The organism is Pseudomonas fluorescens, assembly GCF_019212185.1.
GTDB lineage: Bacteria > Pseudomonadota > Gammaproteobacteria > Pseudomonadales > Pseudomonadaceae > Aquipseudomonas.
Map to the genome: position 1 here is coordinate 920,045 of NZ_CP078138.1, position 26,495 is coordinate 946,539.

16 protein-coding genes and 3 rRNA genes are annotated in these 26,495 nt (G+C 60.7%); 13 read left to right on the forward strand and 6 right to left on the reverse strand.

The window, feature by feature from the left end:
- Window positions 1-265 precede the first annotated feature (265 nt).
- The 9 genes from KW062_RS03930 (at window position 266) to KW062_RS03970 (ending at window position 17,068) form a co-directional block, all read left to right on the forward strand.
- Window positions 266-1,802: ribosomal RNA gene (locus tag KW062_RS03930) — 16S ribosomal RNA — on the forward strand.
- Between the two features lie 308 nt (window positions 1,803-2,110).
- Window positions 2,111-5,003 (forward strand): 23S ribosomal RNA (locus KW062_RS03935).
- 141 nt (window positions 5,004-5,144) lie between these two features.
- A 5S ribosomal RNA gene (gene rrf / locus KW062_RS03940) occupies window positions 5,145-5,260 on the forward strand.
- Together the 16S, 23S and 5S rRNA genes form the textbook arrangement of a ribosomal RNA operon.
- Window positions 5,261-5,404: 144 nt before the next feature.
- Entirely contained in the window at window positions 5,405-8,854 is a 3,450-nt protein-coding gene (recC, locus tag KW062_RS03945) for an exodeoxyribonuclease V subunit gamma (protein WP_105754890.1), read from the forward strand.
- On the forward strand, window positions 8,854-12,543 hold the full coding sequence (gene recB / locus KW062_RS03950; RefSeq protein WP_105754889.1) for an exodeoxyribonuclease V subunit beta: 3,690 nt from the start codon (window positions 8,854-8,856) through the stop codon (window positions 12,541-12,543). Before recC ends, recB begins: the two co-directional genes overlap by 1 nt.
- Entirely contained in the window at window positions 12,540-14,627 is a 2,088-nt protein-coding gene (recD, locus tag KW062_RS03955) for an exodeoxyribonuclease V subunit alpha (RefSeq protein ID WP_105754888.1), read from the forward strand. The genes recB and recD overlap by 4 nt, the downstream gene beginning before the upstream one ends.
- A gap of 90 nt (window positions 14,628-14,717) precedes the next feature.
- A complete protein-coding gene (locus tag KW062_RS03960) occupies window positions 14,718-15,293 on the forward strand; it encodes a YfiR family protein (RefSeq protein WP_027619278.1) in 576 nt (191 codons plus the stop codon).
- Window positions 15,290-16,558, forward strand: a complete 1,269-nt coding sequence (locus KW062_RS03965; protein ID WP_105754887.1) for a diguanylate cyclase domain-containing protein — start codon at window positions 15,290-15,292, stop codon at window positions 16,556-16,558. The genes KW062_RS03960 and KW062_RS03965 overlap by 4 nt, the downstream gene beginning before the upstream one ends.
- 42 nt (window positions 16,559-16,600) lie before the next feature.
- Window positions 16,601-17,068, forward strand: a complete 468-nt coding sequence (locus KW062_RS03970; protein WP_105754886.1) for an OmpA family protein — start codon at window positions 16,601-16,603, stop codon at window positions 17,066-17,068.
- On the opposite strand, the gene KW062_RS03975 is transcribed toward KW062_RS03970, so the two are convergent.
- A complete protein-coding gene (locus tag KW062_RS03975; protein ID WP_027619281.1) occupies window positions 17,065-18,012 on the reverse strand; it encodes a LysR family transcriptional regulator in 948 nt (315 codons plus the stop codon). The genes KW062_RS03970 and KW062_RS03975 overlap by 4 nt on opposite strands.
- 148 nt (window positions 18,013-18,160) lie before the next feature.
- Here KW062_RS03975 and KW062_RS03980 point away from each other — a divergent pair, with 148 nt between their 5' ends.
- Together KW062_RS03980 and mmsB are read left to right on the forward strand one after the other, a co-directional pair.
- On the forward strand, window positions 18,161-19,687 hold the full coding sequence (locus KW062_RS03980; RefSeq protein ID WP_105754885.1) for a CoA-acylating methylmalonate-semialdehyde dehydrogenase: 1,527 nt from the start codon (window positions 18,161-18,163) through the stop codon (window positions 19,685-19,687).
- A 10-nt stretch (window positions 19,688-19,697) separates the two neighbouring features.
- On the forward strand, window positions 19,698-20,585 hold the full coding sequence (gene mmsB / locus KW062_RS03985; protein WP_027619283.1) for a 3-hydroxyisobutyrate dehydrogenase: 888 nt from the start codon (window positions 19,698-19,700) through the stop codon (window positions 20,583-20,585).
- A gap of 67 nt (window positions 20,586-20,652) precedes the next feature.
- Here the strand turns inward: mmsB and KW062_RS03990 are convergent, their stop codons facing one another.
- From KW062_RS03990 to KW062_RS04000, 3 genes are all read right to left on the reverse strand, one after another.
- Complete coding sequence (locus KW062_RS03990) at window positions 20,653-20,997, reverse strand: cupin domain-containing protein (protein WP_003177747.1); 345 nt, start codon at window positions 20,995-20,997, stop codon at window positions 20,653-20,655.
- A 104-nt stretch (window positions 20,998-21,101) separates the two neighbouring features.
- Window positions 21,102-21,473 (reverse strand): MerR family transcriptional regulator, encoded by a 372-nt coding sequence (locus KW062_RS03995; protein ID WP_027619284.1) that lies wholly within the window; start codon window positions 21,471-21,473, stop codon window positions 21,102-21,104.
- 46 nt (window positions 21,474-21,519) lie between these two features.
- The gene (locus KW062_RS04000; protein WP_027619285.1) at window positions 21,520-22,095 is read right to left on the reverse strand and encodes an NAD(P)H-dependent oxidoreductase; all 576 of its coding nucleotides are present in this window, start codon (window positions 22,093-22,095) and stop codon (window positions 21,520-21,522) included.
- 308 nt (window positions 22,096-22,403) lie between these two features.
- Here KW062_RS04000 and kynB point away from each other — a divergent pair, with 308 nt between their 5' ends.
- Both kynB and kynA read left to right on the forward strand, forming a co-directional pair.
- Complete coding sequence (kynB, locus tag KW062_RS04005) at window positions 22,404-23,069, forward strand: arylformamidase (protein WP_105754884.1); 666 nt, start codon at window positions 22,404-22,406, stop codon at window positions 23,067-23,069.
- On the forward strand, window positions 23,066-23,920 hold the full coding sequence (gene kynA, locus KW062_RS04010; RefSeq protein WP_027619287.1) for a tryptophan 2,3-dioxygenase: 855 nt from the start codon (window positions 23,066-23,068) through the stop codon (window positions 23,918-23,920). The genes kynB and kynA overlap by 4 nt, the downstream gene beginning before the upstream one ends.
- Window positions 23,921-23,982: 62 nt before the next feature.
- Here the strand turns inward: kynA and KW062_RS04015 are convergent, their stop codons facing one another.
- Together KW062_RS04015 and antC are read right to left on the reverse strand one after the other, a co-directional pair.
- On the reverse strand, window positions 23,983-25,386 hold the full coding sequence (locus KW062_RS04015; RefSeq protein ID WP_027619288.1) for an amino acid permease: 1,404 nt from the start codon (window positions 25,384-25,386) through the stop codon (window positions 23,983-23,985).
- Between the two features lie 77 nt (window positions 25,387-25,463).
- Window positions 25,464-26,486 (reverse strand): anthranilate 1,2-dioxygenase electron transfer component AntC, encoded by a 1,023-nt coding sequence (gene antC / locus KW062_RS04020; RefSeq protein ID WP_027619289.1) that lies wholly within the window; start codon window positions 26,484-26,486, stop codon window positions 25,464-25,466.
- Window positions 26,487-26,495: the final 9 nt, after the last annotated feature.

Genomic DNA, 26,495 nt, shown 5'->3' on the forward strand with positions numbered 1-26,495 from the left:
AGTTGTTAAGGATTCCTTGAAAACTTCTGAAAATAATCACTTGACAGCAAATGAGGCTGCTGTAGAATGCGCGCCTCGGTTGAGACGAAAGATCTTAACCAACCGCTCTTTAACAACTGAATCAAGCAATTCGTGTGGGTGCTTGTGCAGTCAGACTGATAGTCAACAAGATTATCAGCATCACAAGTTACTCCGCGAGAAATCAAAGATGTAACCAACGATTGCTGAGCCAAGTTTAGGGTTTCTTAAAAACCCAAAGATGTTTGAACTGAAGAGTTTGATCATGGCTCAGATTGAACGCTGGCGGCAGGCCTAACACATGCAAGTCGAGCGGTAGAGAGAAGCTTGCTTCTCTTGAGAGCGGCGGACGGGTGAGTAATGCCTAGGAATCTGCCTGGTAGTGGGGGATAACGTTCGGAAACGGACGCTAATACCGCATACGTCCTACGGGAGAAAGCAGGGGACCTTCGGGCCTTGCGCTATCAGATGAGCCTAGGTCGGATTAGCTAGTTGGTGAGGTAATGGCTCACCAAGGCGACGATCCGTAACTGGTCTGAGAGGATGATCAGTCACACTGGAACTGAGACACGGTCCAGACTCCTACGGGAGGCAGCAGTGGGGAATATTGGACAATGGGCGAAAGCCTGATCCAGCCATGCCGCGTGTGTGAAGAAGGTCTTCGGATTGTAAAGCACTTTAAGTTGGGAGGAAGGGTTGTAGATTAATACTCTGCAATTTTGACGTTACCGACAGAATAAGCACCGGCTAACTCTGTGCCAGCAGCCGCGGTAATACAGAGGGTGCAAGCGTTAATCGGAATTACTGGGCGTAAAGCGCGCGTAGGTGGTTCGTTAAGTTGGATGTGAAAGCCCCGGGCTCAACCTGGGAACTGCATTCAAAACTGACGAGCTAGAGTATGGTAGAGGGTGGTGGAATTTCCTGTGTAGCGGTGAAATGCGTAGATATAGGAAGGAACACCAGTGGCGAAGGCGACCACCTGGACTGATACTGACACTGAGGTGCGAAAGCGTGGGGAGCAAACAGGATTAGATACCCTGGTAGTCCACGCCGTAAACGATGTCAACTAGCCGTTGGAATCCTTGAGATTTTAGTGGCGCAGCTAACGCATTAAGTTGACCGCCTGGGGAGTACGGCCGCAAGGTTAAAACTCAAATGAATTGACGGGGGCCCGCACAAGCGGTGGAGCATGTGGTTTAATTCGAAGCAACGCGAAGAACCTTACCAGGCCTTGACATCCAATGAACTTTCCAGAGATGGATTGGTGCCTTCGGGAACATTGAGACAGGTGCTGCATGGCTGTCGTCAGCTCGTGTCGTGAGATGTTGGGTTAAGTCCCGTAACGAGCGCAACCCTTGTCCTTAGTTACCAGCACGTTATGGTGGGCACTCTAAGGAGACTGCCGGTGACAAACCGGAGGAAGGTGGGGATGACGTCAAGTCATCATGGCCCTTACGGCCTGGGCTACACACGTGCTACAATGGTCGGTACAAAGGGTTGCCAAGCCGCGAGGTGGAGCTAATCCCATAAAACCGATCGTAGTCCGGATCGCAGTCTGCAACTCGACTGCGTGAAGTCGGAATCGCTAGTAATCGCGAATCAGAATGTCGCGGTGAATACGTTCCCGGGCCTTGTACACACCGCCCGTCACACCATGGGAGTGGGTTGCACCAGAAGTAGCTAGTCTAACCTTCGGGAGGACGGTTACCACGGTGTGATTCATGACTGGGGTGAAGTCGTAACAAGGTAGCCGTAGGGGAACCTGCGGCTGGATCACCTCCTTAATCGACGACATCAGCTGCTGCATAAGCTCCCACACGAATTGCTTGATTCCTTGTAGAAGACGAGAACAGCCCTGCGGTACGGGGGTTGTTGTGTGTCGTAAAGCTTAGAAATGAGCATTCCAGCGTGAATGTTGATTTCTGATCTTTAAGATTAGATCGTTCTTTAAAAATTTGGGTATGTGATAGAAAGATAGACTGAACGTTACTTTCACTGGTAACGGATCAGGCTAAGGTAAAATTTGTGTTCTAAATGCAAATTTTCGGCGAATGTCGTCTTCATAGTATAACCAGATTGCTTGGGGTTATATGGTCAAGTGAAGAAGCGCATACGGTGGATGCCTTGGCAGTCAGAGGCGATGAAAGACGTGGTAGCCTGCGAAAAGCTTCGGGGAGTCGGCAAACAGACTTTGATCCGGAGATGTCTGAATGGGGGAACCCAGCCATCATAAGATGGTTATCTTGTACTGAATACATAGGTGCAAGAGGCGAACCAGGGGAACTGAAACATCTAAGTACCCTGAGGAAAAGAAATCAACCGAGATTCCCTTAGTAGTGGCGAGCGAACGGGGACTAGCCCTTAAGTGGCTTTGAGATTAGCGGAACGCTCTGGAAAGTGCGGCCATAGTGGGTGATAGCCCTGTACGCGAAAATCTCTTAGTCATGAAATCGAGTAGGACGGAGCACGAGAAACTTTGTCTGAATATGGGGGGACCATCCTCCAAGGCTAAATACTACTGACTGACCGATAGTGAACTAGTACCGTGAGGGAAAGGCGAAAAGAACCCCGGAGAGGGGAGTGAAATAGATCCTGAAACCGTATGCGTACAAGCAGTGGGAGCCCACTTTGTTGGGTGACTGCGTACCTTTTGTATAATGGGTCAGCGACTTATTTTCAGTGGCGAGCTTAACCGAATAGGGGAGGCGTAGCGAAAGCGAGTCTTAATAGGGCGTCTAGTCGCTGGGAATAGACCCGAAACCGGGCGATCTATCCATGGGCAGGTTGAAGGTTGGGTAACACTAACTGGAGGACCGAACCGACTACCGTTGAAAAGTTAGCGGATGACCTGTGGATCGGAGTGAAAGGCTAATCAAGCTCGGAGATAGCTGGTTCTCCTCGAAAGCTATTTAGGTAGCGCCTCATGTATCACTGTAGGGGGTAGAGCACTGTTTCGGCTAGGGGGTCATCCCGACTTACCAAACCGATGCAAACTCCGAATACCTACAAGTGCCGAGCATGGGAGACACACGGCGGGTGCTAACGTCCGTCGTGAAAAGGGAAACAACCCAGACCGTCAGCTAAGGTCCCAAAGTTATGGTTAAGTGGGAAACGATGTGGGAAGGCTTAGACAGCTAGGAGGTTGGCTTAGAAGCAGCCACCCTTTAAAGAAAGCGTAATAGCTCACTAGTCGAGTCGGCCTGCGCGGAAGATGTAACGGGGCTCAAACCATACACCGAAGCTACGGGTATCATCTTAGGATGATGCGGTAGAGGAGCGTTCTGTAAGCCTGTGAAGGTGAGTTGAGAAGCTTGCTGGAGGTATCAGAAGTGCGAATGCTGACATGAGTAACGACAATGGGTGTGAAAAACACCCACGCCGAAAGACCAAGGTTTCCTGCGCAACGTTAATCGACGCAGGGTTAGTCGGTCCCTAAGGCGAGGCTGAAAAGCGTAGTCGATGGAAAACAGGTTAATATTCCTGTACTTCTGGTTATTGCGATGGAGGGACGGAGAAGGCTAGGCCAGCTTGGCGTTGGTTGTCCAAGTTTAAGGTGGTAGGCTGGAATCTTAGGTAAATCCGGGATTCTAAGGCCGAGAGCTGATGACGAGTTGTCTTTAGACGACGAAGTGGTTGATGCCATGCTTCCAAGAAAAGCTTCTAAGCTTCAGGTAACCAGGAACCGTACCCCAAACCGACACAGGTGGTTGGGTAGAGAATACCAAGGCGCTTGAGAGAACTCGGGTGAAGGAACTAGGCAAAATGGCACCGTAACTTCGGGAGAAGGTGCGCCGGTGAGGGTGAAGTACTTGCTACGTAAGCCCACGCCGGTCGAAGATACCAGGCCGCTGCGACTGTTTATTAAAAACACAGCACTCTGCAAACACGAAAGTGGACGTATAGGGTGTGACGCCTGCCCGGTGCCGGAAGGTTAATTGATGGGGTTAGCTAACGCGAAGCTCTTGATCGAAGCCCCGGTAAACGGCGGCCGTAACTATAACGGTCCTAAGGTAGCGAAATTCCTTGTCGGGTAAGTTCCGACCTGCACGAATGGCGTAACGATGGCGGCGCTGTCTCCACCCGAGACTCAGTGAAATTGAAATCGCTGTGAAGATGCAGTGTATCCGCGGCTAGACGGAAAGACCCCGTGAACCTTTACTATAGCTTTGCACTGGACTTTGAATTTGCTTGTGTAGGATAGGTGGGAGGCTTTGAAGCGTGGACGCCAGTCTGCGTGGAGCCATCCTTGAAATACCACCCTGGCAACTTTGAGGTTCTAACTCAGGTCCGTTATCCGGATCGAGGACAGTGTATGGTGGGTAGTTTGACTGGGGCGGTCTCCTCCTAAAGAGTAACGGAGGAGTACGAAGGTGCGCTCAGACCGGTCGGAAATCGGTCGTAGAGTATAAAGGCAAAAGCGCGCTTGACTGCGAGACAGACACGTCGAGCAGGTACGAAAGTAGGTCTTAGTGATCCGGTGGTTCTGTATGGAAGGGCCATCGCTCAACGGATAAAAGGTACTCCGGGGATAACAGGCTGATACCGCCCAAGAGTTCATATCGACGGCGGTGTTTGGCACCTCGATGTCGGCTCATCACATCCTGGGGCTGAAGCCGGTCCCAAGGGTATGGCTGTTCGCCATTTAAAGTGGTACGCGAGCTGGGTTTAGAACGTCGTGAGACAGTTCGGTCCCTATCTGCCGTGGACGTTTGAGATTTGAGAGGGGCTGCTCCTAGTACGAGAGGACCGGAGTGGACGAACCTCTGGTGTTCCGGTTGTCACGCCAGTGGCATTGCCGGGTAGCTATGTTCGGAATAGATAACCGCTGAAAGCATCTAAGCGGGAAACTAGCCTCAAGATGAGATCTCACTGGAACCTTGAGTTCCCTGAAGGGCCGTCGAAGACTACGACGTTGATAGGTTGGGTGTGTAAGCGCTGTGAGGCGTTGAGCTAACCAATACTAATTGCCCGTGAGGCTTGACCATATAACACCCAAGCAATTTGACTACTCGAAAGAGCATCAGATTGCGGTGTATGAAGACGAAGACACCGAAAGTTTGCAGTACACAAATTGATCACATACCCGATTTGCTGAAGCGTCGAAAGACGGTTCGGTACCCGAATTTCTTGACGACCATAGAGCATTGGAACCACCTGATCCCATCCCGAACTCAGCAGTGAAACGATGCATCGCCGATGGTAGTGTGGGGTTTCCCCATGTGAGAGTAGGTCATCGTCAAGATTAAATTCCGAAACCCCTATCTGCGAATGCAGGTAGGGGTTTTGTTTTTGCGCGCGGGAAAGTTGCCGACTTCCTGCGCTACCACAACCACCTGATAATGCTAAGGTTCGGCCTTGGTTTTGGCATTTCATCAAGGAAGCATTCATGGCGGACGCCTCGCGACTCAGTACTGGTTTCATGGTGGTTCACGGCAATCGCCTGGACGAGCTGCGCAGCCTGGTGGTCAGTTGGATGCGGCGCTACCCGCTGGCTCCCCTGGAAAATGAAATTGCCCTGGTGCAGAGCAACGGCATTGCCCAATGGCTGAAGCTGGCCTTGGCTGAAGACCCAGAGGCCGACGACATGGGCGGCTGCGGCATTGCAGCAGCCATTGATGTGCAGTTGCCCGGCAGCTTCATGTGGCAACTGTATCGGCAAGTCCTGGGCCGCGATGAAATTCCTGCCAAGTCCCTGCTCGACAAGGCGCCGCTGACCTGGCGGCTGATGCGCCTGTTGCCGGAGTTGATCGATCAGCCGCACTTTGAGCCTTTGCAGCGCTTTCTGACCCACGACAGCGACCTGCGCAAGCGCTATCAACTGGCCGAGCGCCTGGCCGACCTGTTTGACCAATACCAGGTGTATCGCGCCGACTGGCTCGAAGACTGGGCCGCGGGCCGACATCAGTTGCGCAACGCCAGGGGCGAAAGTCATCCCCTGACCCCGGCCAACTGCTGGCAAGCCGAATTGTGGCGCGCACTGCTGCTGGATGTCGGCGAGCAGGGCATGGCGCAAAGTCGCGCTGGCGTGCATCAACGCTTCATGGAAACCATCACTCGTCTCGCTGTCGCGCCCGCTGGCTTACCGTCCCGAGTGATCGTTTTCGGGATTTCCTCGCTACCGGCCCAAGCTCTCGAAGCCCTCGCCGGACTGGCGCGATTCAGTCAGGTGCTGCTCTGTGTACACAACCCTTGCCGTCACCATTGGGCGGACATCGTCGCCGATAAAGACCTGTTAAGGCACCAATACAAGCGGCAAGCGCGCAAGAACGGAATGCCGGTGGTGCTTGATCCGAACACCCTGCACCAACACGCCCACCCACTGCTCGCGGCGTGGGGTAAGCAGGGTCGCGACTACATCAACCTCCTCGACAGCTATGACGATCCCAACAGCTACCGCTCGGCGTTTCGCGATGGGCGCATCGACCTGTTCAGCGACAGTCAGCCATGGTCGATGCTCAACCAATTGCAGGACGACATCCTCGAACTGCGCCCCCTGAACGAAACCCGCGAGACCTGGCCTGCGGTCGACCTCGACAAGGACCCGTCGATCCGTTTTCACATTGCCCACAGTGCCCAGCGTGAAGTGGAAATCCTCCATGACCAGTTGCTCGCACGCTTCAGCGCCGATCCCCAGTTGCGCCCGCGTGATGTGATCGTCATGGTCCCGGATGTCGACAGCTATGCGCCGCACATTCGCGCCGTGTTCGGGCAACTGACCCGTGACGACCCGCGCTTTATCCCCTTTACCCTGACTGACCAGGGCCAGCGTGGCCGGGATCCTTTGCTGATTGCTGTCGAACACTTGCTCAAGCTGCCGGACAGCCGTTTCCCGGTCAGCGAGATTCTCGACCTGCTCGACGTCCCGGCATTGCGTGCGCGCTTCGGCATCGAAGAGCGGGACCTGCCGACCCTGCATCGCTGGATCGAAGGCGCCGGCATTCGTTGGGGCATGGATGCCGAGCAGCGTGCCGGCCTCGGTTTGCCGCAAGCGCTGGAACAGAACAGCTGGCGTTTCGGCTTGCGGCGCATGCTGCTCGGCTATGCGGTCGGCAGCGGACAGGCGTGCGACGGCATCGAACCCTACGACGAAATCGGCGGTCTCGATGCGGCGCTGATTGGCCCGCTTGTGGCGCTGCTCGATGCCCTGCAGATCGCCCACGATGAACTCACTCAAGCGGCCTCGCCTGAGCAGTGGGGCCTGCGCCTGCAAGCGTTGATGCAGGTGTTTTTCCTGGCGAGCAACGAGCACGATGATTATGTCCTGGCGCAGCTCGAACTATTGCGCGAAACCTGGCTGGAGACGTGCGAGGCGGTCGGGCTGTATGACGCACTGCCGCTGACCGTGGTCCGTGAAGCCTGGCTGGCCGGACTCGATCAGGGCCGTCTGTCTCAGCGGTTCCTCGCCGGGGCAGTGAACTTCTGCACCTTGATGCCGATGCGCGCGATCCCGTTCAAGCTGGTGTGTCTGCTGGGCATGAACGACGGCGATTACCCGCGTGCGCAACCGCCGCTGGACTTCGACCTGATGGGCAGCGACTACCGCCCCGGCGACCGTTCGCGCCGCGAAGACGACCGCTACCTGTTGCTCGAAGCCCTGCTCTCGGCGCGCGACCAGCTCTACATCAGTTGGGTCGGGCGCAGCATTCGCGACAACAGTGAGCGTCCGGCATCGGTGCTGATCGGGCAATTGCGCGACCACCTGGCCAATGGCTGGAAGCTGGCAGATGAGACAGAAGGGCTGCTGGAGTCGATGACCCAGGAGCACCCGCTGCAACCCTTCAGCGCGCGCTATTTTCATCAAGGCGATCCGCTGTTCAGCTATGCCCGCGAGTGGCAGTTGCTGCATGAGCAACAGGATCACCCAGCCCCCTCGACCTTGCTCGACCCCTACGTTCAGGAAGAACCCCTGAGCCTTGGGCAACTGCAGGATTTCCTGCGCCACCCGGTCCGGCATTTTTTTAGCCAACGGCTCAAGGTGTTCTTCGAAGCCGCCCAAGCGCCCCTGGCTGACGAGGAACCCTTCGTCCTTGATGCGTTGCAACGCTACAGCCTGAGCGACAACCTGCTGGCGGCAGCCCTCAGCGATCTCGACCAGGTCGAGCCGGTGTTGCAGGCGCAGGCGCGACGTCTGCAAGACAGCGGTTTGCTGCCCATGGCCGGTTTCGGTGAGTGCCTGCAACGCGAGTTGATTGAGCCGCTGCCGGACCTGTTGCAGCGCTATCAGCAACTGCTGGTGCTGTGGCCGACCCCGCAAACCAGCGCATTGCCGGTCTCCCTGCAACTGCATGGCGTGAGCCTTGAAGGCTGGATCGGTGGACTGCATCAGCGCAGCGACGGTGGACTGCTGTCGGTGACTACCATTCCCAACAGCATCGGCTCGATCAAAAGCCGCAAGTGGCATCGCCTGATCCGTCCGTGGGTCAATCATTTGGTGGCCTGTGCCAGCGGCTTGTCACTGACCACCGGGCTGGTTGCCAGTGACGACACGCTATTGCTCGATCCGCTGGAGCAAGATGTCGCCGCGCAGATCCTCGGCGACCTGATGCAGGCTTGGCAGGCCGGCATGCGCCAACCCTTGCCGATCGCGGTCAAGACCGCCTTCGCCTGGCTCGGTCAGAGCGATCCGAACAAGGCCGAGGCTGCCGCGCGCAAGGCCTACGACGGCGACGGTCAGAACAGCGAAGGCGAGCGCCGCGAAAGCCCGGCATTGGCTCGCCAGTTCAGCGATTACAACGCGCTGATCGCCGATGAGACGTTCACCCTCTGGTGCGATGCCCTTTACCGCCCATTGCACGCAGCGCCCTGGCGCTCACTGACCGGCGAGGAATCGCACTGATGACCGCGACGCTACCCCTGGCCCTGGCGTTTCCGCTGCGTGGCAGCCAACTGATCGAAGCCAGTGCCGGCACCGGCAAAACCTTCACTATCTCTGCGCTGTACCTGCGTTTGGTGCTGGGTCATGGCGACGCCAGCAGCGGCTTTGGCCGTGAATTGCTGCCGCCACAGATCCTCGTGGTGACCTTCACTGACGCCGCCACCAAGGAACTGCGCGAGCGGATTCGCACCCGGCTGGCGGAGGCGGCGCGCTATTTTCGTGACGAGACGCCCGCCCCCGATAGCCTGATTGCCGACCTGCGCGACGAGTACGAAGCGCAGCACTGGCCTGGCTGCGCCAACCGGCTGGACATCGCCGCACAGTGGATGGATGAAGCCGCCGTTTCGACGATTCACAGTTGGTGCCAGCGTATGCTGCGCGAACATGCTTTCGACAGCGGCAGCCTGTTCACTCAATCGCTGGAGACCGATCACAGCGATTTGCTCGGCGAAGTGGTGCGTGATTACTGGCGCCTGTATTGCTACCCGATGCAGGGCGATGCGCTGAACTGGGTGCGCAGCCATTGGGGCGGCCCGGCTGCCTTATTGAGTCGCGTGCGCGGTTTGTTCGACAGTGAGCGCGACGGCGTCGCAGGACGCGACCCTGCGGAATTGATCGACGAATGCCTGCAGCAGCGCCGCGAGGCCCTGATCTCCTTGAAGGCGCCCTGGATCGACTGGGCCCAGGAGTTGCGCGCGATCTGCCTGCAAGGCATCGCTGACAAGGCCGTCGACGGACGCAAGATGCAAGCGCGCTACTGCGAGCCCTGGTTCGAGAAAATTAGCGCCTGGGCCGCAGATGAAAGCCTCGAAGAATTGGACATCGGGACGGGTTTCACCCGTCTGACCCCTGACGGCATGGCCGAGGCCTGGAAAGGTCCAGCCCCGGACCATCCGGGGCTGGAAGCGATGGTCGGACTCAAGGCGCGCCTCGATGCGCTGCCGACCCCCGACGCGGCGGTGCTCAAGCATGCCGCGCAGTGGATCGGCGCGCGCTTTGAGGAAGAGAAGCGCCGGCGTGCGGAAATGGGCTTTGACGACATGCTGCTGCGCCTGCGTGCGGCGTTGCAGGCCGAAGGCGGAGAGCGTCTGGCGAGCCTGATCCGCGAGCAGTTTCCGGTGGCGCTGATCGACGAGTTCCAGGACACCGACCCGGTGCAGTACCGAATCTTCGAGAGCATTTACCGTATCGAGGACAACAACCCCGAATGCGGGCTGTTCCTGATCGGCGATCCGAAGCAGGCGATCTACGCCTTTCGCGGTGCCGATATCTACACTTACCTGCGCGCCCGCCAGGCCACCAGCGGTCGACTGCACACCCTGGGAACCAACTTCCGTTCCAGCCACGGCATGGTCGAGGCGGTGAACCACGTGTTCCATAGCGCCGAAGTGCGTGAGCAGGGGCGTGGTGCGTTCCTGTTCCGCGAACCGGATGGCGTCAACCCGGTGCCCTTTGCCCCGGTGCAATCCCAGGGTCGCAAGGAGGTTCTGCAGATCAATGGCGCGGTCACACCGGCGCTGAACATCTGGCATCTGGCAAGTGAGCAAGCGCTGTCCGGCGCGGTCTATCGTCAACAACTGGCCGCGGCCTGTGCCAGTGAAATCACCGCGTTGCTCAACGCTGGTCAGCAGGGCCAAGCCGGTTTTGTCCGTGACACGCAAGCGCTCAAGGGCTTGCTGCCGGCAGACATCGCGATCCTGGTGCGCGACGGCAAGGAAGCTCAGGCGGTGCGCAGCGAGTTGTCGGCGCGTGGGGTGCGTAGTGTCTATCTGTCGGACAAGGATTCGGTGTTCGCCGCCCAGGAGGCCCATGACCTGCTGAGTTGGCTCAAGGCGTGCGCGGAGCCCGATGTCGAGCGACCATTACGCGCGGCCCTGGCGAGCATCACCTTGAACCTGTCGCTGGTTGAACTGGAACGCTTGAATCAGGACGAACTGGCCTGGGAATCCCGGGTCATGCAATTCCGTGAATATCGCAGCCTGTGGCGCAGCCAGGGTGTGCTGCCGATGTTGCGCCGCCTGCTGCATGACTTCCGCTTGCCCCAGGCACTGATCGCGCGCAGCGATGGCGAGCGGGTGCTGACCAACCTGTTGCACCTCTCGGAGCTGCTGCAACAGGCCGCCGCCGAACTGGATGGCGAACAGGCGCTGATCCGTCATTTGTCCGAGCACCTGGCGTTGTCCGGGCAAGCCGGTGAAGAGCAGATCCTGCGTCTGGAAAGTGACGAGCAATTGGTCAAGGTGGTGACTATCCACAAGTCCAAGGGCCTCGAATACCCACTGGTATTCCTGCCGTTCATTTGTTCGGCCAAGCCGGTGGATGGCAGTCGCCTGCCGCTGCATTACCACGATGAACAGGGCAAGGCTCAGGTCAGCCTGAACCCGACGCCTGAGCTGATTGCCCTGGCCGACCATGAGCGCCTCGCCGAAGACCTGCGCCTGCTCTACGTGGCCTTGACCCGCGCCCAGCATGCCTGCTGGCTGGGTGTCGCCGACCTCAAGCGCGGCAACAGCAACAGCTCGGTGCTGCACCTGTCGGCGTTGGGCTATGTGCTCGGCGGCGGCCAGGTGTTGGCCGAGTCGGCGCAGTTGCAGCGCTGGCTGCTGGACCAGCAGCAAGGCTGCGCCGCCGTGCACCAGGAGCCGCTGCCCATCGCCACGGCCGAGCGCTACCAGCCGCCGCGCAACACCGCGCAGTTGCTGGCGCCTTTGCTGCCGACACGGCGTGCTGCGGAAAACTGGTGGATTGCCTCCTATAGCGCACTGCGCATCAGCGACAGCCTGGCCCCGGGCAGTGACGAAGCACCGGAAAGCCCGCAGGCGCAGAAACTCTTCGATGACGAGCGACTCGACCCCGATGCGCCCCGTGAAATGCTTGCCAGCGGCGGCGATATCCACCGCTTTCCCCGGGGGCCGAACCCGGGAACCTTTCTTCACGGTCTACTGGAGTGGGCAGGTGAGGAGCGCTTCAGTGCCGAGCCGAAGCTGATCGAGGATGCGATTGCCCGGCGCTGCAACCGTCGCGGCTGGCAGGGCTGGATCACCACCCTGAGCGACTGGCTGCAGCACCTGGTCCAGCTACCGCTGCCGGTGGGTTACGAGCAACCGCCATTGGTGCTGGGGCAGTTGCGCGAGTACCGGGTCGAGATGGAATTCTGGTTCGCCAGCCACAAGGTCGATGTGCTCAAGCTCGATGAACTGGTGCGCCAGTACACCCACGCCGGCGTTGCCCGGGCGGGGGCCGAGTCGGTGCTACTCAATGGCATGTTCAAGGGGTTTATCGACTTGACCTTCGAGCACGCCGGTCGCTATTACGTGGCCGACTACAAATCAAACTGGCTGGGCGCCGATGATTCGGCGTACAGCGAGCAGGCCATGGAGCAGTCGATCCTCGACCATCGCTACGACCTGCAGTACGTCTTGTACCTGCTGGCCCTGCATCGTCAACTCAAGGCGCGGCTGGCCGACTACGACTACGACCGCCACGTCGGCGGTGCCCTTTACCTGTTCCTGCGCGGCACGCGCGCGGCGAGCCAGGGCGCCTATTTCGCCCGTCCGCCACGTGAGCTGATCGAACGCCTGGACCGGATGTTCCAGGGCCAACCAGAGCCCCGGGCCGAAGCCGCCTGGGTGCAGGGTGAACTGCTATGAAACGCTCCTTCGCTGACCTGTTACCCACGCCTTTGACCGACGACAGCCTGGCGCAACTGGCACCGCTGAGCAGCGCCCGGGATTTGTTGCTGCTGCTCGAACGCTGGGTCGAGCGCGGCTGGCTGCGGGCGCTGGACAAGGCCTTCGTCGGCTTCCTCCACGAGCGTGCCCCCGACGGCGATCCGCTGGTGCTGCTGGCGGCGGCGTTGACCAGCCACCAACTGGGCCACGGTCACGTCTGTCTTGATCTGTTCGAAACCCTCAAGGAGCCGGATTTCGCCCTGTCTCTGCCGCCGGAAGGCGATGCCCAGGCCGGCGCTCAGTTGCTGCCTTCGCAATTGCTCGAGGCGCTGGAAGGCGCGCACTGGTGCAAAGTCCTGGCGAGCAGCCCGCTGGTGGCGCTGGCCGTCGATGCCAGCGCCGAAGCCGCGCAACGGCCGCTGATCCTTTCCGGCAAGCGCCTGTACTTGCGGCGCTACTGGGCCTACGAACGACGCATCGATGATGCCTTGCGCCAGCGTCTCTCGGCCGCTGAGCCGACACCGCCTGACTTGGCCGAACGCCTCACCGGGCTGTTCGGCGCGGCGCGTGCCGGTGCGGCGATCGACTGGCAAAAGCTCGCCTGCGCCTTGGCCACCCGTGGTGCGTTCAGCATCATTACCGGCGGTCCGGGCACCGGCAAAACCACCACCGTGGTGCGTCTGCTGGCATTGCTCCAGGGGCCTGCCGTGGAAGCTGGCACGCCGTTGCGCATTCGCCTCGCCGCACCCACGGGCAAGGCTGCCGCACGCCTGACTGAGTCCATCAGCCAACAAGTGCGCACCCTTCAGGTCGCCGCCGAAGTCAAAGACAAGATCCCCAGCGACGTGACCACGGTTCACCGACTGTTGGGCAGCCGTCCCGGCACCCGGCATTTCCGCCATCACGCCGGCAATCGCCTGCCGCTGGATGTGCTGGTGGTCGACGAAGCGTCGATGATCGACCTGGAAATGATGGCCAATCTGCTCGACGCCTTGCCCACCCATGCGCGGCTGGTGCTGTTGGGCGATAAGGACCAGTTGGCCTCGGTGGAAGCCGGTGCCGTGCTTGGCGATCTGTGCCGCGATGCCGAAGCCGGCTGGTACAGCCCGCAGACCCGTGCCTGGCTGGAGGCAGTCAGCCAGGAGTCATTGGCCGACAGCGGCTTGCAGCAAGACCAGGACGGCAGTCACCCACTGGCCCAGCAAGTGGTGATGCTGCGTCACTCTCGGCGGTTTGGCGAAGGCAGCGGCATCGGCCAACTGGCGCGCTGGGTCAATCAGCAGCAGGCCGACGAAGCGCGCAAGTTGCTCGCCGCGCGCAGCCACGCCGATCTGTATTCGCTGGCGCTCAAGGGAGAACAGGACCGAGCGCTGGAGCGCCTGCTGTTGGACGGTCATGGCGAGGGGCCGCAAGGTTACCGGCATTACCTCAGTCGCCTGCGCAGCCAACGGCCATCGCCCCAGGCAGCGGCCGATGATCCGTGCTGGGTCGACTGGGCGCGGGATGTGCTGCAGGCCTTCGACGCATTCCAGTTGTTATGCGCGGTGCGCAAGGGCCCCTGGGGCGTCGAGGGGCTCAACCAGCGGATTACCGCAGCGCTGCTCAAAGCCCGGCTGATCGACAGCGATCAGCAATGGTACGAAGGCCGCCCGGTACTGATGACCCGCAACGACTACGGCCTGGGCCTGATGAATGGCGACATCGGCATCGCCCTCAAATTGCCCGAACGTGACGCTGAGCAAGCGGGGCGGCAGGTGCTGCGGGTGGCCTTCGCGCGCAACGATGGCCAGGGCGGCGTGCGCTTCGTCCTGCCAAGCCGGCTCAACGATGTGGAAACCGTGTACGCGATGACGGTGCACAAGTCCCAGGGTTCGGAATTTACTCACACCGCATTGATCCTCCCGGATGCGCTGAACCCGGTGCTGACCAAGGAGTTGATCTACACCGGCATCACCCGGGCCAAGGACTGGTTCAGCTTGATCGAGCCCCGTGGCGGCGTGTTCGAGGAGGCGGTCAAGCGCAAGGTCAAGCGTTTGAGCGGGCTGATGCTGGAGCTTCACTAAACAGCGGCGCCCGTGGGCTGGCCTCGCCGCTGTTTTGGCGCTGTGCTATCGTTGCGGCATCATTTCGCAACGATCAACGAGAATGCCTGAATGAAGCTGACTGTCTTGATGACAGCGTGCATGGTCAGCTGCAAGCGATGGCTGCTGGCAGGCATTCTCTGTTTGTTCAGCGTGGCGGCCTGCGCCGACTCGTCCGCTCCAGTGAGCATGGCCGAGCAGCGCGCGCTGGCGGTCACCCAAGTGGTACTCGGTATCCTCAGCTACGCCCGCTGGCCGGTAGAGCCTGCGCAACTGCGCCTGTGCGTGATCGGCCCCACCGAATACACCGACGACCTGGTCAAGGGCACGATTCAGGCCACCGGGCGTCCGGTAGTGGTGCGGCGTTTTCTCACCAGCCATCCGGCCATCGCCACCGACTGCGAGGCGGTGTACATCGGCAAACTTTCCCAGCCAGAGCGCGAAACGTTGTTCGCCTCCCTGAGCGGGCGTCCGGTGTTGAGCATCAGTGAAGCGGACGACGCCTGTACGGTCGGCAGCCTGTTCTGCCTGCGGGTCAGCGACGCCCATGTGGCGTTCGACGTCAATCTCGACTCGGTAGCGCGCAGCGGCGTGCGGATTCACCCGAGTGTCCTGCAACTCTCGCGTCGCAAAACGGCGGCGCCATGAGGCTATTCGACAAAGACGGGCGAGCTACCCTGCGTGCGGTCATTGGCCGCGGCAACCTGATGATTGCCTTGGTAGGCGTGACCATGACCAGCTTGAGCCTGACCCTGCTCGGCGTCCTGGCCTTGCGCGCCTACGCCGATCACAACCTGGAACTGATTGCCCGCTCGATCAATTACACCGTGGAAGCGGCGGTGGTGTTCAACGACAACGTGGCGGCGACCGAAGCGCTGGCGTTGATCGCTTCGACTGAAGAGGTGGCGGACGCCCAGGTGTTCGACAGACGAGGGCAGTTGCTGGCGCGCTGGCAGCGACCGGAAAACGGCTGGGTGTCACAGCTGGAAATGCAGTTGGCGCGAGCGGTGTTGGAAAAGCCCATGCGCTTGCCGATTGTCCACGAGGGCCATGAGGTCGGCAGCATTCTGGTGGTGGGCCACGGTGCCAGTCTGCTGCGCTTTCTGCTTAGCGGACTTGCCGGGATCATCGCCTGCGCCGCCCTCAGTGCCTGGGTTGCGCTGTACCTGGCGCGCCACCAGCTCAAGGGCATCACCGGTTCGTTGCGCCGACTCGCGCAGGTGGCGCATGCGGTGCGCAGCGAGCGGGCCTTCGACCAGCGTGTGCCGCCGGCGCGGATAGCCGAGCTGGACAGCCTGGGCAACGACTTCAATGCCCTGCTCGATGAGCTCGAATCGTGGCAGACCCACCTGCAAAGTGAAAACGAATCCCTCGCCCACCAGGCCAGCCACGACAGCCTGACCGGCCTGCCGAACCGGGCATTTTTCGAGGGCCGCTTGATGCGCTCGCTGCGCACCGCGAAGAAGTACGACGAGCGGCTGGCGGTGTTGTTTCTCGACAGCGATCGCTTCAAGGACATCAACGATCAATACGGTCATGCCGCTGGCGACGCGGTGCTGACAGCGGTCGCCACCCGAGTGCGCGCGCAATTGCGCGAAGAGGACCTGGTGGGTCGCCTCGGCGGAGACGAGTTTGCGGTGTTGCTGACGCCGCTGCACAAGGTCGAAGATGCCGAACGCATCGCCGACAAAATCATCGCCAGCATGCAGGCACCGGTGCAATTGGCCGACGGCCAGACGGTGCAGACCTCGCTGAGTGTGGGAATCGCGATCTTTCCGGATCACGGTGCCACACCCGGCTCCCTGTTGCATGCCGCCGATGCGGCGATGTACCAGGCCAAACGCCTCTCCCGAGGCGGGCAATACACGGCAACGTCGGAGCACCTTGCCGCACCTTTGAAAAACAGGAGCTAACCCCCCGTGTCCCCAGTTTCCCAGCGTTCCCTTCGATTGTTCATGTTCTCGCTGTTCATGGCGATGCTCGCCCTGAGCGGCTGCCAGACCGCCCCGCAAAAAGGCCTCAGCCCCGCACAGATCGCGGTGCTCAAGCAGCAGGGGTTCGAATTGACCGATGAAGGCTGGGAGTTTGGCTTGTCCGGCAAGGTGCTATTTGGCAGCGACGTCGACAGCCTGAATGCGCAGAGCAGCGCCATCGTCCAGCGCATCGGCAAAGCCCTGCTGGACGTCGGCATCGACCGAGTGCGGGTCGACGGCCACACCGACGCTTCGGGTAAGGAAGCCTACAACCAGCAACTCTCGGTGCGCCGCGCCAAGAGCGTGAGCACCGTCCTGCAGCAGGTCGGCATGCGTGAAGAAAACATCCAGCTGCGCGGATTCGGCAGCAGCGTCCCGGTCGCCACCAACAAAACCGCCACCGGCCGCTATGAAAACCGTCGAGTGGCGATCGTCGTCAGCAACGACTAATCGGCGAAGTGCATTTCCCGCGTCTGCCCCATCAACAGCGCCTGGTTCTGCTCGGTGACGCTGCGGATGTAATCCCAGAGCAGGGTGATCCGCTTGAGCTTCCTCAAGTCTTCCCGGCAGTACATCCAGAACTGCCGTGTGATGTTGATCTCCTCCGGCAGCACCGGTAGCAGGCGTGGGTCCTGAGCCGCGAGGAAGCAGGGCAGGATCGCCAGCGAGCGGCCTTGCTGGGCGGCGACGAACTGGGCGATGACGCTGGTGCTGCGCAGGTTGGCGCTGGCGCCGGGCAGGACGTTGGCCAGATAAAGCAGCTCAGAGCTGAAGGCCAGGTCGTCGACGTAGCTGATGAATTGATGCCGGGCCAGGTCGGCCGGGCGGCGGATCGGCGGGTGTTGGTCGAGGTAGTCCTGGGTCGCGTACAGCTGCAGGCGATAGTCGCAGAGTTTGCAGCACACGTACGGGCCGTGTTCCGGGCGTTCGAGGGCGATGACGATGTCGGCTTCGCGCTTGGACAGGCTGATGAAGTGCGGCAGCGGCAGGATGTCCACCGAGATCGCCGGGTAGGCGTCGACGAAGTGACTCAACTGCGGAGTGATAAAGAAGCTGCCGAAGCCTTCGGTGCAGCCCATGCGCACGTGCCCGGACAACGCCACGCCGGACCCCGAAACCTGCTCGCAGGCCATGTGCAGGGTACTTTCTATTGACTCGGCATAACCCAGCAGGCGCTGGCCCTCGGCGGTCAGCACGAAGCCGTTGGTCCGCGATTTCTCGAACAACAAGGTGCCCAAAGCGCCTTCCAGCGAACTGATGCGTCGCGACACCGTGGTGTAGTCCACCGCAAGGCGCTTGGCCGCGGTGCTGGCCTTGCGGGTGCGGGCCACTTCGAGGAAAAACTTCAGGTCGTCCCAGTTCAGGGAGCCCAGGGATGTGATGTTTTTTTGCATGTTGGACCGGCTTTTATGTGCGTTCTTATTAGAAGTTTGCACATCTATACTCCAAAAACAGTCCGCTCACCACTTGCGGTACACGCCTCATCTCAAGGCGACCTCTGCGCCTTGGCTCCCAGCATAAATATAAGTACCGGAGACCCACATGAACGCATCGCTCACGCCCAACGAAACCACCGTGCAAACGGCCAAATTGCTGATCGACGGTCAGTGGGTCGAGTCTCAAACCAGCGAATGGCACGACATCGTCAACCCGGCCACGCAGGAAGTGCTGGCCAAGGTTCCGTTCGCTACCGCCGATGAAGTCGACGCTGCAATCAACGCTGCCCAGCGCGCCTTCCAGACCTGGAAACTGACTCCGATTGGCGCACGGATGCGCATCATGCTCAAACTTCAGGCGCTGATTCGCGAGCACTCCAAGCGCATCGCCGTGGTCCTCAGTGCCGAGCAGGGCAAGACTATTGCCGACGCTGAAGGCGACATTTTCCGTGGCCTGGAAGTGGTTGAACACGCCTGCTCTATCGGCACCCTGCAAATGGGCGAATTCGCCGAAAACGTCGCCGGCGGCGTCGATACCTACACCCTGCGCCAGCCGATCGGCGTCTGCGCCGGCATCACCCCTTTCAACTTCCCGGCGATGATTCCGCTGTGGATGTTCCCGATGGCCATCGCTTGCGGCAACACCTTCGTGCTCAAACCGTCCGAGCAGGATCCGCTGTCGACCTTGCTGCTGGTGGAACTGGCGATTGAAGCCGGGGTTCCGGCCGGTGTGCTCAACGTGGTCCACGGCGGCAAGGACGTGGTGGATGCGCTGTGCACCCACAAGGACATCAAGGCGGTGTCGTTCGTTGGTTCGACCGCAGTCGGCACCCACGTCTACGATCTCGCCGGCAAACATGGCAAGCGCGTGCAGTCGATGATGGGCGCGAAGAACCACGCCGTGGTGCTGCCCGACGCCAACCGCGAGCAGGCGCTGAATGCCCTGGTCGGTGCCGGTTTTGGTGCGGCCGGCCAGCGTTGCATGGCGACCTCGGTGGTGGTGCTGGTGGGCGCGGCCAAGCAGTGGCTGCCCGACCTCAAGGCGCTGGCGCAGAAACTCACGGTCAATGCCGGCAGCGAGCCGGGGACCGATGTCGGCCCGGTGATTTCCAAGCGCGCCAAGGCGCGGATTCTCGAGCTGATCGAAAGCGGCATCAAGGAAGGCGCCAAGCTCGAACTCGACGGTCGCGACATCAGCGTGCCGGGCTACGAGCAAGGCAACTTTGTCGGCCCGACCCTGTTCTCCGGGGTGACCACCGACATGCAGATCTACACCCAGGAAATCTTCGGCCCGGTGCTGGTGGTGCTGGAAGTCGACACCCTCGATCAGGCGATTGCCCTGGTCAACGCCAACCCGTTTGGCAACGGCACCGGCCTGTTCACCCAGAGTGGTGCGGCGGCGCGTAAATTCCAGAGTGAAATCGACGTCGGCCAGGTGGGTATCAACATCCCGATTCCGGTGCCGGTCCCGTTCTTCAGCTTCACCGGTTCCCGGGGTTCCAAACTCGGCGACCTCGGCCCGTATGGCAAGCAAGTGGTGCAGTTCTACACTCAGACCAAGACCGTCACCGCCCGCTGGTTTGACGACAACAGCGTCAACGACGGTGTGAACACCACCATTAACCTGCGTTAAGGAAGCCGAGATGAAGATCGCGTTTATTGGTCTGGGCAACATGGGCGCGCCGATGGCGCGCAACCTGATCAAGGCCGGCCACGCGCTGAACCTGGTCGACCTGAACAAGGCGGTGCTGGCGGAACTGGAGCAATTGGGCGGGCACATCAGCGGCTCGGCCAAGGAAGCCGCGCAGGGCGCCGAATTGGTGATCACCATGCTGCCGGCTGCGGCGCATGTGCGCAGCGTCTGGCTGGGTGAGAACGGTGTGCTGGCGGGAATCGGCGAGGGTGTGCCGGCAGTGGATTGCAGCACCATCGATCCGCAGACCGCGCGGGATGTCGCTGCGGCGGCGGCCGCGCAGGGTGTGAGCCTGGCGGATGCGCCAGTGTCCGGTGGCACCGGTGGCGCCGCTGCGGGCACCCTGACCTTCATGGTCGGGGCCACCCCGGAGTTGTTTGCCACCCTGCAGCCCGTGCTGGCGCAGATGGGCCGCAACATTGTGCATTGCGGTGCCGTCGGCACTGGGCAGATCGCCAAGATCTGCAACAACCTGCTGCTGGGAATCTCCATGGTCGGCGTCAGCGAAGCCATGGCCCTGGGCGATGCGCTGGGGATCGACACCGGTGTTTTGGCCGGGATCATCAACAGCTCCACCGGGCGTTGCTGGAGTTCGGACACCTACAACCCGTGGCCTGGCGTGATCGAAACCGCACCGGCCTCACGTGGTTACACCGGCGGTTTTGGTGCCGAGCTGATGCTCAAGGATCTTGGGCTGGCGACTGAAGCGGCGCGTCAGGCGCATCAACCGGTGGTGCTCGGCGCGGTGGCCCAGCAGTTGTACCAGGCGATGAGCTTGCGCGGTGAGGGTGGGCAGGATTTCTCGGCGATCGTTAACAGCTATCGCAAGCCGAAGTAAGCGGATCCAGGGTGGGATTGCAGGAGCTGGCAAGCCAGCTCCTGCAGGTTTTTTGCAGGTTCCGGTATCAAGCAAACACGAAATACTTGCGCACCGTCTCCACCACTTCCCAAGTCCCCTTCATGCCTGGCTCGACGACGAAGATGTCGCCCGCGCGCAGGTGGATCGGCGCCATGCCGTCCGGGGTGATCACGCAGTAGCCTTCCTGGAAATGGCAGTACTCCCACTTCACATAATCGACGCGCCACTTACCCGGCGTGCAGATCCAGGTGCCCATGATCTTGCTGCCATCTTCGCTGGTGTAGGCGTTGAGGTTGACGGTGTGCGGGTCGCCTTCGAGCTTTTCCCATTTGCAGGCATCGAGCACGGGCAGGGGATGGGTATCGCGAAGGACGGTAATCGGGGCGGTCATGCGGACTCCGGGCGTTGGGCAGGAATGAACCTGCACCCTATAGCGCCCGACCCCGGATCAGTTGTCTGGGGTCGACACTCAGCTGTCCAGAAACGCGCTTGCGCTCAGATCCGCTCCAGTGGGCAATCGCTCTGCACCTGTGCCAGGCTGGCCTGCAGTTCGCTCAGTTGGCGGACCTGACGGGTCATCTGCGCGATGCTCGCACTCAGCTGCTTCTTCTTCTCGCTGATCGCCTGCTGGGCCAGATTCCACGGCATGGCCTGGCCGTGGTAGTCCTGGAACATTGCCTGCATTTCCTTGAGCTTGAAGCCCAGTTGCTGGGCGCACTTGATGAAGCTCAGCAGCTCGACGCTCTGTTGGTCGTAGATGCGGTATTTGCCTTGGCGCTGGGCGGGCGGCAGCAGGCCGATGTCTTCGTAGTGACGAATGCTCTTGATGGTGGTGCCCGAAAGCTTCGCCGCTTTACCGATGTACATGAAAAGTCCCTTTTTCGTGGTTGACGCGGCGGATTATCTCCGAGACTTACCCCGCAGCGATAGCCTGGGCTTGCTTGAGCCAGGTTTCCCGTTGCCGTTCGGTGGAGCCGAGTATGGGGCCGAAAGTCAGGGTCTTGCGTGGCCGGATGCCGCAGAAGGCCAGGGTGGTCTTGCGCATCTGATGCAGGCCGGGCATGCGGTACACCCAGCGGTAGTACCAGGGCGGTGTGTCCATGGTCACCAGCAGGTCAGCGCTGCGCCCTCGCAGTAGCTGTTCCGGGAAGGCCTTGCCGGGGCGATACTTGAAGGCAAACCCGGGCAGGAACACCCGATCGAAAAAGCCCTTGAGCAGCGCCGGGATCGCGCCCCACCAGATCGGGTAGACGAACGTCAGGTGTTCGGCCCAGGTGATGTCCGCCTGGGCCTGCAGCAGATCGGCTTCCAGCGGCTGCACCTGGCGGTAGCCTTCGCGCAGGATCGGGTCGAAATCCAGTGAGCCCAGGCGCAGTTCGCGCACCTGGTGCCCGGCATCTTTCGCGGCCTGCACGTAACGCTCGGTGAGCGCGCCGCAAAAACTGTCGTGGGAGGGGTGACCGAGAATCACCAGGATGCGTTTGCTCATGGAAGTATCACTCAAGGACAAAAATGAGGTCCCTGTAGGCGCTGGCTTGCTAGCGATGAAGTTGATGCGGTGTAGCTGACGGCCTCATCGCGAGCAGGCTCGCTCCTACAAATAACCAAAACCGGAGGATAAAGTCGGCCCCATGGGGGAGAGTCAAGGGGCTCTTTCGGTGATTGAAATTTCCATCGCTCAAACTCGGTTTTTTTAGCAGTAAGTGCGAAACATTTGACCAGCGGCGGAGTTTTTCGCAAGAAAGTTCAGGGGTTTCGCTCGTATCATTCACGCGTGAGCAGGCCGAGATCAATACGATGAAAACAACACCCTCCTGGTGGGACATCAGCCCACCCTTGAGTACCGCCACCCCCACGTGGCCGGGCGATACACCGTTTCAGGAAGAGCGCGTCTGGACCTATGGGCCGGAGTGTCCGGTCAACGTCGGGCGCATCACCCTGTCGCCGCACACCGGCGCCCATGTCGACGCGCCGTTGCACTACAGCCCGGATGGCGCGCCCATCGGCGAAGTGTCGCTGGACACCTACATGGGCCCGTGCCGGGTCCTGCATTGCCTGGACAGCGGTGCGCTGGTCGAGCCCGAGCAGCTCGCCGGACGTCTCGGGCAGGTGCCCGAACGGGTGCTGTTGCGCACCTATCGCCGGGCCCCGCTGGCGACCTGGGACAGCGACTTCACCGCCGTGGCCAAGACCACTGTCGATTTGCTGGCGGGCCTCGGCGTGCGGCTGATCGGCATCGACACGCCGTCCCTCGACCCCCAGACCTCGAAAACCATGGATGCCCATAACGCGATCGCCCGGCACGGCATGGCTATCCTCGAAGGCATCGTCCTCGATGACGTGCCTGAAGGTGACTACGAGCTGATCGCCTTGCCGCTGCGCTTTGCCAACCTTGACGCCAGCCCGGTCCGGGCCATTTTGCGTCCCCTGAATAAATTGACACCTGAGGAGGCCGCCCAATGAGCCAATGTCCGTATTCCGCCGGTAACCAGAACGACGAATGGCATAACGCCGAGCTGAATTTTTCCGACTCCATGAGCTATGGCGATTACCTGGACCTGGGGCGCATCCTCAGCGCCCAGCACCCGCTGTCGCCCGACCATAACGAAATGCTGTTCATCATCCAGCACCAGACGTCCGAGCTGTGGATGAAACTGATGCTGCACGAACTCAAGGCTGCCCGCGAACACGTGCGCCTCGGCGAGCTGCCGCCCGCGTTCAAGATGCTGGCGCGGGTGTCGCGGATTTTCGACCAGTTGGTGCATGCCTGGACCGTGCTGGCGACCATGACCCCGACCGAATACCACGCGATCCGCCCGTTCCTCGGCCAATCGTCGGGCTTCCAGTCGTTCCAGTACCGCGAGATTGAATTCATCCTCGGCAACAAGAGCGCGACCCTGCTGCGTCCCCACGCCCATCGTCCGGAACTGCTGGCAGAACTGCAGAAGTCGATCGCCACGCCATCGCTGTACGACGAGGCAATCCGCCTGATGATCAGCGCCGGCCTGGATATCGATCCACAGCGCCTGAGCGTCGATCCAACCCTGCCGACTGCTCACGATGCCTCGGTCGAAGCGGCCTGGCGCGTGGTCTACAAGAATCCGACGCAGTACTGGGACCTGTACCAGTTGGCCGAGAAGTTCATCGACCTCGAAGACTCGTTTCGCCAGTGGCGTTTCCGCCATGTGACCACGGTCGAGCGGATCATCGGCTTCCAGCCTGGCACCGGCGGTACCGAAGGCGTGGGCTACCTGCGCAAGATGCTCGACACCGTGCTGTTCCCGGAACTGTGGCGCGTACGCTCCACGCTCTGAGTCAACAGGCATAAAAAAACCCCGGCATTCACTGAATGCCGGGGTTTTTTATGGGCTGAAGCTTACTGCGCGACCGATACATTCCCGGCGCGCGCCACCCGCAAGCGGTAGGCAACGTACAGGATCGCGATCCACACCGGGATCGCATACACCGAGGCGCTGATGCCCGGGATCATCAACATCACGCAGATGATCATGAACATGAACGCCAGGCACAGGTAGTTGGTGAAGGGCGACCAGAAGGCCTTGAAGCCCGGCACCACGCCTTTGGCCTGCATGGCCTTGCGGAATTTCAGGTGAGTCAGGCTGATCATCGCCCAGTTGATCATCAACGAGGCAACCACCAGCGCCATCAACAGTTCCAGTGCGCTATGCGGCGCCACGTAGTTGACCACCACGCAGAGCAGGGTCACCAGCGCCGACACGCACAGGGCACGGAACGGCACGCCGTTTTTGGTCAGTTTCATCAACGACTTCGGCGCATCGCCCTGGTCCGCCAGGCCGTACAGCATGCGGCTGTTGCAGTAGACGCCGCTGTTGTAGACCGACAGTGCAGCGGTCAGCACCACGAAGTTGAGGATCTGCGCTGCGGTGTCACTGCCGATCAGGGCAAAGATCTGCACGAACGGGCTGCTGCTGTAGGCATCGCCCGAGGCGCCGAGGGTCTGCAGCAGTTGGTCCCATGGGTACAACGACAGCAGCACGGTCAGGGCGCCGACGTAAAAGATCAGCACCCGGTAGACCACCTGGTTGATCGCCTTGGGAATCACTTTGCGTGGCTCGCTGGCTTCGGCCGCGGTGATACCCACCAGCTCCAGGCCACCGAAGGAGAACATGATGAAGGCCATCGCCATCAGCAGGCCGGTGGTGCCATTGGGGAAGAAACCGCCGTGGTCCCACAGGTTGCTCACCGAGGCTTGCGGGCCGCCGGTGCCGCTGAACAGCATGTAGCAGCCGAGGACGATCATGCCGATGATGGCCACGACCTTGATGATCGCGAACCAGAACTCCGCTTCGCCGAACACCTTCACGTTCATGGTGTTGATCAGGTTGACCAGCACGAAGAACACCGCCGCGCTGACCCAGGTCGGCACCTCGGGCCACCAGAACTGGATGTACTTGCCGACTGCCGTCAGCTCCGCCATGCCCACCAGCACGTACAGCACCCAGTAGTTCCAGCCGGACAGGAAGCCGGCAAAACCACCCCAGTAGTTATGGGCAAAGTGACTGAAGGACCCGGCGACCGGCTCCTCGACAATCATTTCGCCGAGCTGGCGCATGATCAGGAAGGCGATGAACCCGGCAATCGCGTAGCCGAGAATCATCGAGGGGCCTGCTGACTTGAGTACGCCAGCGGAACCCAGGAACAAGCCTGTCCCGATCGCACCACCCAAGGCGATCAGCTGAATGTGTCGATTTTTCAGCCCCCGCTTGAGTTCGCCCTGTTGCTGTATTTGTTCCGCCATCTGCTTACCTTCTAGTTGTTTTGGTCCGGCTGTGTTGCACCCCGACAGCTTATTCAATTGGCGCCCGTTTGTGGCCGTCAGACGTTGCTTTCGGTGAATTTTTCGTAATAAAGCTGCACGTTTTGCAGATTTTGCGCGATCAGCCAGCTCTTGATCGATTCGACCATCGGCGGTGGTCCGCACACATACATGTCGGCGGCGGCATCGCGCAGTTCGCTGGCCTCGAAGTGCTCAGTGAGGTAGCCGCGCTTGCCGCTCCATTCTGGCGTCGGCTCGCTGACCACCTCGGTGTAGCGAAACCCGGGAATGCGCTGGGCGTAGGCAAGGATGCGCGCGCGCTCGCACAGGTCGGCGGCATCGCGTACGCCGTAGTACAGGTGCACCGGTTGCTCGCAGCCGCGCTCGGCCATTTCGTCGAGCATGCCGAGCATCGCCGACAGCCCGGTACCGCCGGCCACCAGCAGCAGTGGGCGAGTGATGTGGCGCAGGTAAAACGCCCCGAGCGGTGCTTCCAGCTCGATCCGGTCACCGACCTGGCAGCGCTCGCGGATGTAGTTGCTCATCACCCCGTCGGGCAGCAGGCGAATCAGGAATTGCAGTTGGTTCGCCGCGCTGGGGCGGTTGGCGAAGGAGTACGAACGCTTGCTCTCGGTGCCGGGAATCAGCAGCCGGGCGTACTGCCCCGGGAGGAAGTCCAGCGCCGGGGTGTCTGTGCCAAGGTCCAGGTGCAGGATCGCCGTGCTCGCCGAGACCTGGGTGACCTGGGTCACCGTGCCGCTGAGTTGCGCCGGCCCGGCGGCGTTGCACAGGCTGGAAGCGAAATCGAAATAGAACGCCGCGTCGGATTTGACCCGGGTCTGGCAGGTGAGCATTTTGCGCTGCTGCAGGTCGAGGCTGGAGAGGGCTTCCTCGTCCACATAGTCCTGGCTGTAGTCGCCGGATTCGCAGCGACCCTGGCAGGTGCCGCACACGCCTTCGCGGCAGTCGAGGGGGATCTTGATGCCATTGCGCAGGGCGGCATCGAGCAGTATTTCGTTGGCCTGCACCGGAAAGAACAGCGTCTTGCCGTCGGCAAAGCTGAACGCAACCTTGTGGTTCATGCGCCGGTC